General features: G+C 69.4%; 14 protein-coding genes. 10 read left to right on the top strand and 4 right to left on the bottom strand.

All coding sequences use genetic code 11. From position 1 onward, the window contains the following. Positions 1-6: 6 nt before the first annotated feature. On the top strand, positions 7-1,422 hold the full coding sequence (locus LX12_RS14575) for a cytochrome P450 (RefSeq protein WP_253655298.1): 1,416 nt from the start codon (positions 7-9) through the stop codon (positions 1,420-1,422). A 188-nt stretch (positions 1,423-1,610) separates the two neighbouring features. On the opposite strand, the gene LX12_RS14570 is transcribed toward LX12_RS14575, so the two are convergent. Next, the gene (locus LX12_RS14570) at positions 1,611-3,173 is read right to left on the bottom strand and encodes an acyl-CoA synthetase (protein ID WP_253655297.1); all 1,563 of its coding nucleotides are present in this window, start codon (positions 3,171-3,173) and stop codon (positions 1,611-1,613) included. 69 nt (positions 3,174-3,242) lie between these two features. After that, the gene (locus LX12_RS14565; RefSeq protein ID WP_253655296.1) at positions 3,243-4,280 is read right to left on the bottom strand and encodes an LLM class F420-dependent oxidoreductase; all 1,038 of its coding nucleotides are present in this window, start codon (positions 4,278-4,280) and stop codon (positions 3,243-3,245) included. A 64-nt stretch (positions 4,281-4,344) separates the two neighbouring features. On the opposite strand from LX12_RS14565, the gene LX12_RS14560 reads away from it, so the two are divergent. The 4 genes from LX12_RS14560 to LX12_RS14545 are packed head-to-tail and all read left to right on the top strand — an operon-like array spanning position 4,345 to position 8,001. Beyond that, positions 4,345-5,355 (top strand): Zn-ribbon domain-containing OB-fold protein, encoded by a 1,011-nt coding sequence (locus LX12_RS14560; RefSeq protein WP_372505053.1) that lies wholly within the window; start codon positions 4,345-4,347, stop codon positions 5,353-5,355. Then, on the top strand, positions 5,352-6,392 hold the full coding sequence (locus LX12_RS14555; protein ID WP_253655294.1) for a thiolase family protein: 1,041 nt from the start codon (positions 5,352-5,354) through the stop codon (positions 6,390-6,392). Before LX12_RS14560 ends, LX12_RS14555 begins: the two co-directional genes overlap by 4 nt. Before the next feature lie 2 nt (positions 6,393-6,394). Then, positions 6,395-7,564 (top strand): thiolase family protein, encoded by a 1,170-nt coding sequence (locus LX12_RS14550; protein ID WP_253655293.1) that lies wholly within the window; start codon positions 6,395-6,397, stop codon positions 7,562-7,564. After that, positions 7,561-8,001, top strand: a complete 441-nt coding sequence (locus LX12_RS14545; RefSeq protein WP_253655292.1) for a nuclear transport factor 2 family protein — start codon at positions 7,561-7,563, stop codon at positions 7,999-8,001. Before LX12_RS14550 ends, LX12_RS14545 begins: the two co-directional genes overlap by 4 nt. Before the next feature lie 28 nt (positions 8,002-8,029). On the opposite strand, the gene bla is transcribed toward LX12_RS14545, so the two are convergent. Together bla and LX12_RS14535 are read right to left on the bottom strand one after the other, a co-directional pair. Beyond that, the gene (gene bla / locus LX12_RS14540; RefSeq protein WP_253655291.1) at positions 8,030-8,902 is read right to left on the bottom strand and encodes a class A beta-lactamase; all 873 of its coding nucleotides are present in this window, start codon (positions 8,900-8,902) and stop codon (positions 8,030-8,032) included. 41 nt (positions 8,903-8,943) lie between these two features. Further along, positions 8,944-10,221: a cytochrome P450 gene (locus LX12_RS14535; RefSeq protein WP_253655290.1), complete on the bottom strand. Its 1,278-nt coding sequence runs from the start codon at positions 10,219-10,221 to the stop codon at positions 8,944-8,946. Between the two features lie 126 nt (positions 10,222-10,347). On the opposite strand from LX12_RS14535, the gene LX12_RS14530 reads away from it, so the two are divergent. The 5 genes from LX12_RS14530 (at position 10,348) to LX12_RS14510 (ending at position 14,616) form a co-directional block, all read left to right on the top strand. Continuing rightward, the gene (locus tag LX12_RS14530; protein ID WP_253655289.1) at positions 10,348-11,514 is read left to right on the top strand and encodes a steroid 3-ketoacyl-CoA thiolase; all 1,167 of its coding nucleotides are present in this window, start codon (positions 10,348-10,350) and stop codon (positions 11,512-11,514) included. A 12-nt stretch (positions 11,515-11,526) separates the two neighbouring features. Continuing rightward, positions 11,527-12,021 (top strand): nitroreductase family deazaflavin-dependent oxidoreductase, encoded by a 495-nt coding sequence (locus LX12_RS14525; protein ID WP_253655288.1) that lies wholly within the window; start codon positions 11,527-11,529, stop codon positions 12,019-12,021. Between the two features lie 113 nt (positions 12,022-12,134). Further along, positions 12,135-13,508 carry a WS/DGAT/MGAT family O-acyltransferase gene (locus LX12_RS14520; RefSeq protein ID WP_253655546.1) on the top strand — a complete coding sequence of 458 codons (1,374 nt, stop codon included), beginning with the start codon at positions 12,135-12,137 and terminating at the stop codon, positions 13,506-13,508. A gap of 58 nt (positions 13,509-13,566) precedes the next feature. Continuing rightward, positions 13,567-14,241 (top strand): GNAT family N-acetyltransferase, encoded by a 675-nt coding sequence (locus LX12_RS14515; RefSeq protein WP_253655287.1) that lies wholly within the window; start codon positions 13,567-13,569, stop codon positions 14,239-14,241. A gap of 6 nt (positions 14,242-14,247) precedes the next feature. Beyond that, on the top strand, positions 14,248-14,616 hold the full coding sequence (locus tag LX12_RS14510) for a DUF1304 domain-containing protein (protein WP_253655286.1): 369 nt from the start codon (positions 14,248-14,250) through the stop codon (positions 14,614-14,616). Positions 14,617-14,620: the final 4 nt, after the last annotated feature.

The following is a 14,620-nucleotide window of genomic DNA, read 5'->3' as shown; positions in this document are numbered from 1 at the left end:
CATGACGTGGCACGCAACGACTGGGACGGCCGACAGTTCCCCCACCCGGGTCACCGACGGCCGGTGATCGGCGACCTGCTCACCGTCGACCGGTCGCGTCCGATCCAGAGCATGCTGGAGGCCTCACGTGGTCTCGGCCCCATCTGGGAGCTGCAGGTGCTCCGGCAACGGCTGGTGTTCGTCGGGTCGGCGGCCCTGACCGCGGAACTCTGTGAGGAGACCCGGTTCTGCAAGGCGCTGCCGCCTGCGGTCGCCGCGCTGCGGGACTACGCCGGCGACGGCCTGTTCACCGCGCACAACGACGAGCCGAACTGGCAGCTGGCGCATGAACTCCTCGTCCCCGCGTTCACGAAGTCGGCGATGCGGTCGTATCACCCGACGATGGTCGAGACGGCCTCCGAGCTGTTCGACTACTGGGACCGACAGCTCGCCCACGGACCCGTCGACGTGTCCCGGGACATGACGAAGTTGACCATGGAGACCCTGACGCGCTCGGCGTTCAGCCAGGACTTCGGGTCCTTCCGGTCGGCCGAGCCGCATCCCTTCGTCGCCGCGATGGTCACCGCGCTGGAGACCGGGCGGCGCAAGGGCACCGTCCGCACCCTGCCCGGCGGCGGCGCACTCGCCTGGCTCCTCGATCGCCGCTTCGCGCGTCACCAGGACTACGTCGACGACATGCTCGACGACCTCATCGCCGCGCGGACCGGATCCGACGACCAACACGACCTGCTCGGCATCATGCTGAACGTCGCCCATCCCGAGACCGGTGAGCGACTGTCACCGGTGAACATCCGCTACCAGATCCTGACGTTCCTCGTCGCCGGCCACGAGACCACCTCCGGCGCACTGTCGTTCGCGTTGCACTACCTCTCCCGCAACCCCGAGTGCCTCGCCCGTGCCCGCGACGAGGTGGACGGACTGCTCGGGGACGACCCGACGGCGATGCCGGAGTTCGAGCAGGTCGCCAAGTTCCGCTACGTCCGGCGGGTCCTCGACGAGTCGCTGCGGATCTGGCCCACCGTCCCGGGCTTCGCGCGGGGGCCCCGCGAGTCGACGCTCCTCGCCGACGAGTACCGGATGGACCCGGACGACTACGCCATCGTGAGCCTCGGTGCCGTGCACAAGGACCCGGAGGTGTGGGAGGAGCCCGACCGGTTCGACCCCGACCGGTTCCTGCCCGAGAACGTCAAGAAGCGTCCGCCGCACAGCTACAAGCCGTTCGGGGCGGGCCTCCGGGCCTGCATCGGACGCCAGTTCGCGATCCACGAGGCCGTCCTCGTGCTCGCGACGCTGGTGCACCGCTTCGACATCCAGGCCGACCCCGACTACGACCTCCGCGTGACCGAACGCCTGACGATGCTCCCCGAGGGATTCGAGCTGACCCTCCGCCCCCGCACCAGGACGGCCGTCCCCACCACCTGACCCCCCATCCCACCCGTCGACTGGGCGGTTCCAGACGTCGGTTGGGCGGTAACAGACGTCGGTTGGCCCGTCAGAGACGGCGACCGTCCGCATCCGCCCACTGAACGTCCGGAAACGCCCACTCGACGTCCGGAAGTGCCCACTCGACGAGTTGTGACGCGGGATTCCGGGTTCCCACCAGACGGGGGTCAGATGGCGCGCTCGGCCTTCTCCCAGTACGGGTCACGCAGGCGACGCTTGTAGAGCTTGCCGTTGTCGGCGCGGGGCATCTCGTCGATGTAGTCGATGGAGCGCGGCAGCTTGAACTTGGCGAGCCGCTCCCGGGCGTACTGCATCAGCTCGTCGGTGAGCGCGTCGTCACCGACCACACCCGGCGCCGGCTGCACGACGGCCTTGATCTCCTCGCCCCAATCGGCGTGCGGCACACCGAAGACGGCGACGTCGGCGACCTTGGGGTGCACGGCGAGCTCGCCCTCGATCTCGGCCGGGTAGATGTTCACGCCGCCGGAGATGATCATGTCGTTCTTGCGGTCGAGGAGGTACAGGTAGCCCTCGTCGTCCATGTAGCCGATGTCGCCGGTCGTGAACATGTTCCCGACGCGGGCTTTTTGGGTCTTCTCCTTGTCCTTGTAGTACTCGAAGGAGGAGCCCTTCATCTCCATGTACACCTGGCCGCTCTCGCCGCGCGGCACCTCCTCGCCGTTGTCGTCGAGGATCTTGACGACCGAGTACGACCACGCCTTACCCACCGACCCGGGGTGGGTGAGCCATTCGTCGCCGAAGATGGTGGTGCCACCGCCCTCGGTCGCGGCGTAGTACTCGGTGACGACCGGGCCCCACCACTCCAGCATCTGCTGCTTGATCTCGCGCGGGCACGGTGCCGCGCCGTGGATCATGTTGCGCAGCGACGACACGTCGTACCTCTCGCGCACCTCCTCCGGGAGCGCGAGCAGCCGGTGGAACTGTGTCGGCACCATGTGACTCTGCGTCACCTTGTGCTTCTCGATGAGCGCGAGCATGCACTCGGGATCCCACTTGTCCATCAGGACGACCTTGTGGCCCAGCTGCATCGAGATCATCACGAAGTTGACGACGGCCGTGTGGTAGAGCGGAGACCCGCAGATGTGCACGTGATCGTCGTGGGGAACGAGACCCATGACACCGAAGAACCCGATCCCGCCCATCGCGGCCTGCTCCGGGGCCGCCCCGGTGAGCGGCCGACGAACACCCTTGGGCTTGCCCGTCGTCCCCGAGGTGTAGAGCATCGGGGCACCGGTCGTCCGGTCCGACGGCAGGCTGTCGTCGACACCCTCGATCAGCTCGTCGAGCGGCCGGAACCCCTTGATCGTCCCGACGGCGAACAGGTTCTCCGTCGCGAGACCGGCCTCCCGCGCGGCGATCTGGGCCGTCTCGGCGAACCGCTCGTGGGCGACGAAGATCTTGGCCTCGGAGTCACCCAGGATGTAGGCGATCTCGGGTCCGGTGAGGTGCCAGTTCACCGGCGCCAGGTAGAGCCCGATCTGCAGCGCCGCGAACTGCAGCACGACCGTCTCGACGCAGTTCGGCGTCGCGATCACGAGGGTGTCGCCGGTGACGAACCCGTGCCGGCGGAGCCCGTTGGACACCCGATTCGCCCGCGACGCGATCTCGCCGTAGGTGTGCTCGACGCCGTCCGGGTCGACGAGGGCGATCCTCTCGGGGGTCTCTCGGGCGATGTTCCACAGACCGATGGGCTCGTTGCTGTCGGACACGGATGCCTCCTCGCCGGGCGGCTCACGCCGCCGATTTCTAGAACACGTTCTAGTTGCTTCGATCGGTCATTAGACCAGCTTCCCCAACCGCCGGACAAGATCGACCGAGCGCGCGGTCACCATGAGCATCGAGACGCCGGCGGCCTCCCACCGCTCGATCTCGCGGCGGACCGTCTCCTCGTCGCCGACGATCATGGTCTCGCGGACGAGCTCGTCCGGGACGGCCGCGATCGCCTCGTCGCGACGCCCCTCGGCGAACAGCGCGCTGATCTCGTCGACCGCGTCGGCGTATCCCATCCGCCGGTAGACCTCCGCGTGGAAGTTGAGGTCCTTGGCACCCATCCCGCCCAGGTAGAAGGCGGTGATGGGCTTGTAGGAGTCGACGGTGGCGGCCACGTCGTCGGTGATCTCGACCTGCACGGTCGCCGCGACCTCGAACTCGTCGCGGGTCCGACGCGCGCCCGGCCGGCTCATGCCCTCGGCCAGCCACTCCTCGTACCGGTCGGCCAGGCGCGGGGTGTAGTAGATCGCCAGCCACCCGTCGGCGATCTCCCCCGCCAACGCGATGTTCTTCGGCCCCTCGGCGCCGAGCCAGATCGGGAGATCCGACCGCAACGGATGGGTGATCGGTTTGAGGGACTTGCCGAGGCCTGTCGCCCCGGGAGCGTCGGACGGGTACGGCAGCGGATAGTGCGACCCGTCGTTGACGACGGGCCCCTGCCGGTCGAGGACGTCGCGGATGACCTGCACGTATTCGCGGGTGCGGGCCAGCGGCTTCGCGAAGGGCTGCCCGTACCAGCCCTCCACCACCTGCGGTCCGGAGACGCCGATCCCGAGGATGTGCCGCCCGCCGGAGAGGTGGTCGACGGTCAGCGCGTGCATGGCCAGCGACGTCGGCGGCCGGGCCGACACCTGGGCGACCGCGGTCCCCAGCCGGACGCGCGCGGTCGAGCTCCCCCACCACGCCAGCGGCGTGAAGGCGTCCGAGCCCCACGACTCGGCGGTGAACACGGCGTCGAAGCCGGACTCCTCGGCTGCGGCGATCAACTCCGGCGCGTTGTCGATCGGGCCCGCGGCCCAGTAGCCCAACTGCAGTCCGAGCTTCACGCGAGCCTCCCTGAGACGGTTCTTGCGGTCCAATACTAGAACCTGTTCTACTCGCTGGGTGACCATCAGCGAGACCGGGCCCGGACTGGCCGCCGTGTTGGCGTCGGCGGTCGCCGACGTGCCCGAACCAGAGACGCCACCGTTGACCGCGCCGCTGCGCAACAGCTTCGACTACACGCGGTCCCTGGGGCCGGTGCTCGGGCGGTTCGCCGACGGCATCCGGGAGGGGCGCATCGTCGGTGGGCGGACCTCCGCCGGGACGGTGATGGTCCCGCCGAGCGAGTTCGATCCGGAGACCGGTGCCGCGACAACCGACTTCGTCGACGTCGGCCCGGTCGGGACGATCACCAGCTGGTCGTGGCAACCGACCCCCCTGCCGGGTCAGCCGCTCGACAGCCCGTTCGCGTGGGCCCTGATCCGGTTCGACGGCGCCGACACCGACCTGCTGCACGCGGTCGCCGCGTCCCCCGACGACCTGTCGACCGGGGCGCGCGTCGTACCGGTGTGGGCGGCCGAACGGACCGGACGCATCACGGACATCACGCATTTCGTGCTCGGTGACACCGCGCAGGACGCGCAGCCCTCGACCGTGGAGCAGGAGACGCCGGGCGTCGTCAGCTACCCCATCGGCCTGGAGATCGAGCACGCCGCGACCGTCGTCGAGACCCTGTACCTGCAGGGTCTGGCCGAGGGTCGACTCGTCGGCGGACGCACGAGCGACGGTGTCTACTTCCCCCCGCGGTCGTCGAGCCCGGCCAACGGCGACCCGACCACGGAGATGGTCGAACTGCCCGACACCGGCATCGTCACCACGTTCTGCATCGTCAACGTGCCCTTCATGGGCCAACAGATCACGCCCCCCTACGTCGCCGCCTACGTCGTCCTCGACGGCACGGACATCGGCTTCCTGCATCTCATCCTGGAGTGCGAGGCACACGAGGTGCGGATGGGCATGCGGGTGAAGGCCGTGTGGCGCGACAAATCGGAGTGGGGCCACACCGCACGGAACATCAGCCACTTCAAGCCGTCCGGCGAGCCGGACGCCGACTACGAGACCTACCGGAGTCACCTGTGAACGCACCCCGCGTGGCGATCGTCGGATTCGCCCACAGTCCCCACGTCGACTCGACCTTCGGCACCACCAACGGCGTCGAGATGCTCATGCCGTGCTTCGCCAAGCTCTACGCCGAGTTGGGGATCACGCGCACCGACATCGACTTCTGGTGCAGCGGCTCGTCGGATTACCTGGCGGGCCGGGCGTTCTCGTTCATCTCCGCCATCGACTCGATCGGCGCGGTGCCGCCGATCAACGAGTCCCACGTCGAGATGGACGCCGCCTGGGCCGCCTACGAGGCGTACGTCAAGATCGCCACCGGCGAGGTCGATCTCGCGCTCACGTACGGCTTCGGCAAGCCCTCGGCCGGGACGATGGACCTCACCCTGGCCTTGCAGACCGACCCGTACACCGTGTCCCCGCTGTGGCCGGACGCGACGTCTCTCGCCGGACTGCAGGCGCGCCTGGGTCTCGAGTCGGGTGCGTGGACCGAACGACAGATGGCCGAGGTCGCGGCGCGCACGCTCGGCCGCGACGTCGACGAGCTCCTCGCCGAGCCCGTCACCGCCGACCCGCTGCGCGCGCACGACGCGTCGCGGTACACCGATGGAGCCGCGGCGCTGATCCTCGCGAGCGAGGAGCGGGCGAAGCAGTTGGTCGCCAACCCGGCCTGGGTCACCGGGTGGGACCACCGGATCGACAGCCCGAACTTCGGGGCGCGGGATCTCACCACCTCGCCGTCGACCCGCCTCGCGGGCGACACGGCCCTCGGTGACGACCGAGCCGTCGACATCGCCGAGCTGTATGCCCCGTTCACCCACCAGGAACTCATCCTGCGGAACGAACTGCGACTACCGGACTCGGTGCGGATCAACCCGTCGGGCGGTGCGCTCGCGGCGAACCCGATGTTCGCCGCCGGACTCGAACGCATCGGGTTCGCGGCGACGGCGATCCTGGCCGGTGAGGCGCGGACCGCGATCGCGCACGCGACGAGCGGACCGCTGCTGCAGCAGAACATGGTGGTCGCCCTCTCGGGCGCCTCGGGAAGCGGGGAGTGAGCATGGCCGGCAACCGCGCCGCGGTCATCGGGACCGGGCAGACGAAGTACGTCGCGAAGCGCCACGACGTGACGATGGCCGGGATGTGCCGGGAGGCCATCGACGCCGCCCTCGCCGACTCCGGCTACGCGATGGACGACATCGACGCGATCGTGATCGGCAAGGCACCCGACCTCTTCGAGGGGTCGATGATGCCGGAGCTGTCGATGGCCGCCTCGCTCGGCGCCGTCGGCAAGCGACTGATCCGCGTACACACCGCCGGCTCGGTCGGCGCCTCCACCGCTGTGGTCGCGTCGTCATTGGTGAAGTCGGGCATCCACACACGTGTCCTCGCCGTGGCCTGGGAGAAGCAGTCGGAGTCGAACGCCATGTGGGCGTTGTCGATCCCCGTCCCGTTCACCATGCCGGTCGGTGCCGGCGCCGGTGGCTTCTTCGCCCCGCACGTCCGCGCGTACATCCGGCAGTCGGGCGCTCCCGAGCACATCGGCGCGATCGTGGCGGCGAAGGACCGGCGCAACGGCGCGAAGAACCCGCTGGCCCATCTGCATCAACCCGACATCACCGTCGAGAGCGTCATGGCGTCCCAGATGCTCTGGGACCCAATCCGTTACGACGAGACCTGCCCGTCGTCCGACGGTGCGTGCGCGGTGGTCATCGGTGACGAGAAATCCGCCGACGACGCGGTCGCGGCCGGTACGCCGGTCGCCTGGATCCGCGCGACCGCGATGCGCACCGAACCCCTCGCCTACGCCCACCGCAACGTCGTCAGCCCGCAGGCCGGTCGTGACGCCTCGGCGGCGCTGTGGCGGGACGCCGGTGTCACCGACCCCCTCGACGAGGTCGACGTCGCCGAGATCTACGTGCCGTTCTCGTGGTTCGAGCCGATGTGGCTCGAGAACCTCGGCTTCGCCGCGAAGAACGAGGGCTGGAAGCTGACCGAGAAGGGTGAGACCGACTTCGGTGGACGGATGCCGTGCAACCCCTCGGGTGGGGTGTTGTCCTCCAACCCGATCGGCGCCTCGGGGATGATCCGCTGCGCCGAGGCCGCGCGCCAGGTCCAGGGCAAGGCCGGTGACCACCAGGTCGACGGCGTCCGCACCGCGATGGGCCACGCGTACGGCGGTGGGTCGCAGTACTTCTCGATGTGGTTGCTCGGAGCCGACAAGCCGTGAGCGGGAAGCCGGCCTACCTCGACATCGACCGCGAGAACAATCCCGCCGTCGTCGCGGGGCGCGTCTCCCGCGAGATGGTCGACGCCCGCGACAAGCAGGGGTGGCTCGACAACTTCGCCGACGACGCCGTCGTCGAGGACCCCGTCGGCCCGTCGATGTTCGACGAGCACGGCGCCGGTCACCGTGGGCGCGACGCCATCTCCGCGTTCTGGGACATGACGATCGCGACCACCGAGCGGCTCGACTTCGAGTTCGACGAGGAGATCATCTGCGGCAACGAGGTCGCCTACATCGGGCGCATCGTCACCCACATCGGTGGGCACGTGACGACGTCGCCTGGGGTGTTCACCTACCGTGCCGACGACGCCGGCAAGCTCGTCGCCCTGCGCGCGTTCTGGGAGGTCCAGAAGACCATGGAGTCGATGCGACCGGCCTGACGGGTCACACCGGCCGGATCCCCCGGTGTCAGGACCGGGCGACCAGCGCCGCGATCCGCGCGATCACCGCGTCCGCGGGCGTCGCGTCGGCGTCGAAACGGCTCGCGCGTGTCTGCACGACCAGCAGGATGCGCTGTCCGGTGGGCCCGAGGAGCAGGCCGCCGTCGTTCGCGGTGCCGTAGTCGCCGGTGCCGGTCTTGTCCGCCGACGTCCAGCCGGAGGGCAGGTCCGCGCGGAACCGCTTGTCCGAGGTCTGCGTTCCCTGCATCCACCCGACGAGGGTCGCCCGGTCCCGGGGGTCGAGCCGGGTGCCGGTCAGGAGCGACCGCAACCCGGCCGCCCAGCCCTGCGGGACCGTCGTGTCACGGATGTCGCCGGGGAACGCCGAGTTCAGCGCCGTCTCGGTGCGGACCATGACGGTGGCCGTGTCGCCGGCGGTCAGCGCGAAGGCGGTCACCGCGGTCGGACCGCCGATGGCGGCGAACATCAGGTTGGCCGCGGTGTTGTCGCTCTGCTGCAGTGCCGCCGTGGCGATCTCGGGGTAGGTCATGGTCTTCCCGACCCGCGTCTGCGTGACCGGTGAGTTCGCGACGATGTCCTGCCGTCTGACGGGGACCGGCGTGTCGAGGCGCAGGAGTCCACGGCGCGCGGAGTCGAGGACGGCGGCCGCGAGGTACACCTTCGACATCGACAGCACCGGGAACCGCTGGTCGGCGCCCACCGACGCGATCACCCGTCCCGTGACGAGGTCCTGCGCGTACACACCCGCCTCCACGCCGCTCGACGTGGCGATCGCCTGCACCTGGTCGTCGACCGACGGTGCCGCCTGCGCCGGCGCCGCGACGACGCCGAGCGCGACGAGGACCGGGACGAGGACGGCGAGAGGGGAGACTGTGCGCACGGCGGACAGTCTCTCTCATCCGGTCGTGCCGACACAGGACATCACCGGTAGCGGACCGACAATTCCTTGATGCCGTTGATCCAGCCGTGGCGGAGGTACCGGGGTTCGGCGACCTTGGTGATGTCGGGCATGTGGTCGGCGATCGCGGAGAAGATCAGCTCGATCTCCATCCGCGCGAGGTTCGCGCCCACGCAGTAGTGCGGGCCGTGCCCGCCGAATCCCACGTGCGGGTTCGGGTCCCGCGTGATGTCGAACGTGAACGGGTCGGTGAACACGTCGGTGTCGTAGTTCGCCGACCCGTAGAACATGCCGACACGATCCCCGCGCCGGATGTGGGCGCCACCGAGGTCGACGTCGGCCTTCGCGGTCCGCTGAAAGCAGTTGACCGGCGTCGCCCACCGGACGATCTCGTCGGCGGCCGTGGCCGGCCGCTCCCGCTTGTAGAGCTCCCACTGATCGGGGTTGTCGAGGAAGGCGTTCATCCCGCGGGTGATCGCGTTGCGCGTCGTCTCGTTGCCGGCGACGGTCAGCATGATGAAGAAGTAGCCGAACTCGATCTCGTCGAGCGCGTGGCCGTCGATGTCGGCGTGGACCAACTCGGTGACGATGTCCCCGACCGGACACTTCTTGCGGTCCTCGGCCATCTCGTAGGCGTACCCGAGGATCTGCGCCGACGCGAGCTGCGGGTCGTCGGTGAAGTCGGGGTCGTCGTAGTTCATCATCGCGTTCGACCACGCGAAGAGCTTCTGCCGGTCGTCCTGGGGCACACCGAGGAGGTCGGCGATCGCCTGCAGCGGCAGTTCGACGGCGACGTCGTGGACGAAGTCGCTCGGCCCGTCCTGCGTCGCGGCCTTCTCGACGATCTGGCGGGCGCGCTCGGCGAGGCCCTCCTCGAGCGCGTGCACCGACCGCGGCGTGAACGTCTTCGACACGAGCTTGCGCAGCCGCGTGTGCTCGGGCGGGTCGTGGTTGATGACGAGGGCTTTCGTGACCTCGAGCTGCTCGGGGTCCATCTCGTCGTCGAAGCGCACGATGACGCCGTTGGCGTTGGCCGACCACAGCTCGTTGTTCTTCGAGATGGCCCGGATGTCCTCGTGGCGGGTGACCGCCCAGTAGCCGCCGTCGCGGAACCCGCCGCCGGTGCCGGCAGGCTGCTCGACCCAGTGCACCGGCGCCGTCCGCCGCAGCTCGGCGAACGTCGCGTGCGGGATGCCCTCCTGCAGCAGCGACGGACTCGTGAGGTCCGTCCCGTCCCGCAGCACCGGGTCGTGGAACACCGGGCAGGCTGCGGAGGTGGTCAGGGCGTCGGCTCCGGTCATGATCGAGCTTCCTTCACGGGAGGGTGAACCTGTTCCACACGTCAGTGTGACCCCGTCCGGGCCGTTCGGGAAGCATTTCGGGTACCCGATCTGGACGCGAGTGAGAACGTGTTCTAGTTTTGGTCCATGGGTGTTCCGGTCATCGTGGAAGCAGTGCGGTCTCCGATCGGGAAGCGGGCCGGCTGGTTGTCCGGCCTGCATCCCGCGGAGATCCTGGGCGCCGTCCAGCGCGGCGTCGTGGAGCGTGCGGGCATCGACCCGGCCCTCGTCGAGCAGGTCATCGGCGGGTGCGTCATGCAGGTCGGCGCACAGGGGAACAACATCACCCGCACCGCCTGGCTGAACGAGGGCCTCCCCTGGCAGACCGGGGCCACCACCGTCGACTGCCAGTGCGGGTCGGCGCAGCAGGCCAACCACCTGATCGCCGGGCTCATCGCGACCGACACCATCGACGTGGGGATCGCGTGCGGCGTCGAGGCCATGAGCATGGTCCCGCTGGGCGCCAACGTCATGCTCGAGGGCGCGGGTCCCCGCCGCCCCGAGTCGTGGGACATCGACATGCCCAACCAGTTCGAGGCGGCCGAGCGCATCGCGCAGCGCCGCGGCATCACCCGCGCCGACACCGACGCCCTCGGCGAACGCAGCCAGCGTCTGGCCAAGCAGGCGTGGGACGAGGGCCGCTTCGACCGCGAGGTGCTGTCGATGAAGGCCCCCGAGCGCACCAGGGAGGGCGACCTCACCGGCGAGATCCTCGACGTCACGCGGGACCAGGGCCTGCGCGACACGACGCTCGAGTCGCTCGGGAACCTCAAGCCAGTCCTCGAGGGCGGGATCCACACCGCCGGGACGTCGTCGCAGGTGTCCGACGGCGCCGCGGCGGTCCTCATCATGGACGAGGAGAAGGCCAGGGCACTGGGCCTCACCCCGCGGGCCCGACTGCGCGCGCAGGCGCTCGTCGGCGCCGAGCCGTACTACCACCTCGACGGGCCCGTCCAGGCCACCGAACGCGTGCTGGCGAAGGCCGGGATGTCGATCGGCGACATCGACCGCTTCGAGGTCAACGAGGCGTTCGCCTCGGTGCTGCTGAGCTGGGCATCGGTGCATCAGCCGGACATGGACCGGGTCAACGTCAACGGCGGCGCCATCGCTCTCGGGCACCCCGTCGGCAGCACCGGATCGCGCCTGATCACGACCGCACTGCACGAACTCGAGCGCAGTGACTCCTCGACCGCCCTGATCACCATGTGCGCGGGCGGTGCACTGTCCACCGGGACCATATTGGAACGAATCTGAGAAGATGTTCCAATGACGACGGACAAACAGCACCGGGAGAAGCCCGACGCCCTCGACTCCGCCCTGGTCGGCGCCATCCTCAAGTGGGGGTCCAAGGCGAACACCGCGCTGTACAAGGCGACCGGCGGTCGCATCGGCGGGAACTGGCGCATCGGGGCCGGCTTCCGGAAGCCCGTGCCCGTCTGTCTTCTCACCACGACGGGGCGCAAGACCGGTGAACCGCGCACGGTCCCACTCCTCTGCCTGCGCGACGGCGAGAACGTCGTGCTGGTCGCGTCGCAGGGCGGCCGCAAGAACCACCCGCTGTGGTACCTCAACCTCGTCGCCGACCCGGCCGTCACCATTCAGATCGGCAAGGACACCCGGGCCTACCGGGCCCACCCCGCCGACGACGCGGAGCGCGAGCGTCTGTGGCCGAAGATGGCCGAGCTCTACGCCGACGTCGACCAGTACCAGCACTGGGCCGACCGCACGATCCCGCTCGTGGTCTGCGTCCCGGCCCACTGATCCACGCCTGCTCTGGGTGACCGTTTCGTGACACGGGTCACGGTCTGCCCTCCGGTCGCTGGAAACCCCCTCCCAACAGGGGCGCAGAGGAGAACACTGAATCGGTGACGTACATGCCGCCGACGGACGCGATGTTCCTCCTCGCCGAATCGCGGGAGCACCCCATGCACGTCGGGGGACTGCAACTGTTCACGCCGCCCGACGGTGCCGGCCCCGACTACGTGCGCGACATGGTGGACGAGATCCGCTCGCACACCGAGGTCAACTCCCGCTTCCGCAAACGCCCGGCCGACCCGGTCAGCTCGGTGGGCAACCTGTGGTGGGCGACCGAGTCCGAGGTGGACCTCGAGTACCACATCCGCCACTCCGCGGTCCCTCGGCCGGGACGCATCCGCGAGCTGTTCCAGCTCACCTCGCGATGGCACGGCACGCTCCTCGACCGGCACCGTCCGATGTGGGAGACACACCTCGTCGAGGGCCTCGAGGACGGGCGGTTCGCGGTCTACACCAAGGTCCACCACTCCCTCGTCGACGGCGTCTCCGCACTCCGGATGCTGCAGACCACTCTTGACGAGAGCCCGGACGACCGCGCCATGCGCGTGCCGTGGGATCCGCGACCGAAGAGGTCGCACGACGGCGGCACGTCCCGCGGTGGACCGTTGGCCCTCCCGCTCTCGGTGGCGGGCAAGGGTCTCTCGCTGGGCACCACGGCCGCCGGTCTCGTGCCCGCCGGCCTCAAGGTGCTCGGCCAGGCCGTCCGTGACCACAACTTCATCACGCCGTTCGAGGCACCGAAGACCGTCCTGAACGGTCCCATCGGCGGTGCCCGACGCTTCGTCGCCCAGTCGTGGGAGATCGAAAGGGTGCGCGCGGTCGCCGACGCGACCGACGCGACCCTCAACGACGTCGTGCTGGCGATGTGCAGTGGCGCGCTGCGGACGTACCTGCTGGAACTCGACGGACTGCCCGACAAGTCGCTCACCGCGATGGTGCCCGTGTCGTTGCGGTCGGACTCCGAGAGCGCCGGCGGCAACGCCGTCGGCGCCGTGATCTGCTCCCTGGCAACCGATCTCGACGACCCGATCGACCGACTCCGGACCATCCGCGAGTCGGCGCAGGCGTCGAAGCGGCTGATGAAGGAGCTGACCCCGCTGCAGATCCTGCTGCTCAGCGCGGTCAACATGTCGGCGTTGGCACTGTCGCCGGTGCCGGGCTACGTGTCGCTGGCCCGCCCCCCGTTCAACGTCATCATCTCCAACGTCCCCGGTCCGACGAAACCGTTGTATTGGAACGGTTCTCGGCTCGACGGCGTCTACCCCGCGTCCATCGTCCTGGACGGTCAGGCGATGAACATCACGTTCACCAGCAACGACGACGCCCTCGACTTCGGCATCGTCGGATGCCGGCAGACACTGCCCAGCCTGCAACGCATGATCCACCACCTCGAGGACGCCCTGACCGACCTCGAGAAGGCGTCGACGGCCTGACACACCGAGATGCCGTCATCCCGGCTGCGGGGACCGATCGCTGTCCTACGATGACGCCATGACCGATCACGACCGTGCAGCAGCGCGCCGGGAGATCACCAACGCGCTCCTGACCGCCTTCGACAAGCGCCACGAGGTGCTCGACGCGATCGTCGACGCACCCGACCGCGAGGGTGCCGTACGCGCCCTCACCCAACTGCTCGACGCGTCGACCCTCGGCGCCGAGGCGGTGATGGGGATGTCGTTGCAGCAGCTGACCGTCGACGAGCGCCGCGCGAACCAGGCCGAGCTGGAGGACCTCGACCAGCAGCTCACGTTCACCCTGTCCGACCGCCCCGGCAGCACCGGCGAGAACCTGAGCCTGCGTCCGTTCTCGGGCACCGCCGACAGCGACATCTTCGGCGCGCGGACGGAGGAGATCGGCTCCGCCGGAGACGGTTCCGGCAACCCGGCCGGCGCGCTCGACGAGGAGATCGCGCTCGCGACCGAGCGGGTCCGCGTGGAGGAGGCCGCCTGGTACGTGGCCGAGGAACTGACGTCGGACGGTCCCCAGAAGGTCGGGCTGGTGTTCGGCGAGCTCGTCGACGGCGAGGTCAGTGTCCGCATCTGGATCCACCCCGAGCACCGCAAGAAGGGCTACGGCACCGCAGCGCTGCGCAAGTCACGCTCGGAGATGGCGTCGGCATTCCCCGGTGTCCCGATGGTGGTCCGCGCTCCCGGCGCCCCCGCCTGACCCGAGATGCCCCTCGTCGCAGCGGTCTTCGCGCTGTTGGCCGCGGCGCTGCACGTCGCGATCTTCGTGATGGAGTCGGTGCTGTGGACGCGGCCCGCGGTGTACCGCCGCTTCGGGCTCGTGTCCGCGGACGAGGCCCAGGCGACGCGATCCATGGCGTACAACCAGGGGTTCTACAACCTGTTCCTGGCCGTCGGGATCGTGGTCGGCGTCGCCGTCGGCGGCGATGTCGGCACAGCGCTGGTCGTCTTCTGCTGTGCGTCCATCGTCGCCGCGGCCGCCGTCCTGCTCACCACGGGTCTGTCCTACGTGCGTGCCGCGGTCGCGCAGGCGCTGTTCGCGGTGATCGCGCTCGTCCTGTTCGCGGTCCTCTGACCGC

Origin of the sequence: Williamsia serinedens (genome assembly GCF_024171725.1) — a bacterium.
Taxonomy (GTDB): Bacteria; Actinomycetota; Actinomycetes; order Mycobacteriales; family Mycobacteriaceae; genus Williamsia_A; species Williamsia_A serinedens.
Note: the sequence above shows the minus strand (reverse complement) of the source record. Positions and strands in the feature narration are given on the sequence as shown.

What these genes read in the sequence shown, in the direction of transcription:
- LX12_RS14525 (WP_253655288.1), top strand. Translation starts at nt 11,527, where the DNA reads ATGACGACGGACAAACAGCACCGGGAGAAGCCCGACGCCCTCGACTCC.
- LX12_RS14510 (WP_253655286.1), top strand. Translation starts at nt 14,248, where the DNA reads ATGCCCCTCGTCGCAGCGGTCTTCGCGCTGTTGGCCGCGGCGCTGCAC.
- LX12_RS14550 (WP_253655293.1), top strand. Translation starts at nt 6,395, where the DNA reads ATGGCCGGCAACCGCGCCGCGGTCATCGGGACCGGGCAGACGAAGTAC.
- LX12_RS14520 (WP_253655546.1), top strand. Translation starts at nt 12,135, where the DNA reads ATGCCGCCGACGGACGCGATGTTCCTCCTCGCCGAATCGCGGGAGCAC.
- LX12_RS14535 (WP_253655290.1), bottom strand. Translation starts at nt 10,221, where the DNA reads ATGACCGGAGCCGACGCCCTGACCACCTCCGCAGCCTGCCCGGTGTTC.
- LX12_RS14530 (WP_253655289.1), top strand. Translation starts at nt 10,348, where the DNA reads ATGGGTGTTCCGGTCATCGTGGAAGCAGTGCGGTCTCCGATCGGGAAG.
- LX12_RS14515 (WP_253655287.1), top strand. Translation starts at nt 13,567, where the DNA reads ATGACCGATCACGACCGTGCAGCAGCGCGCCGGGAGATCACCAACGCG.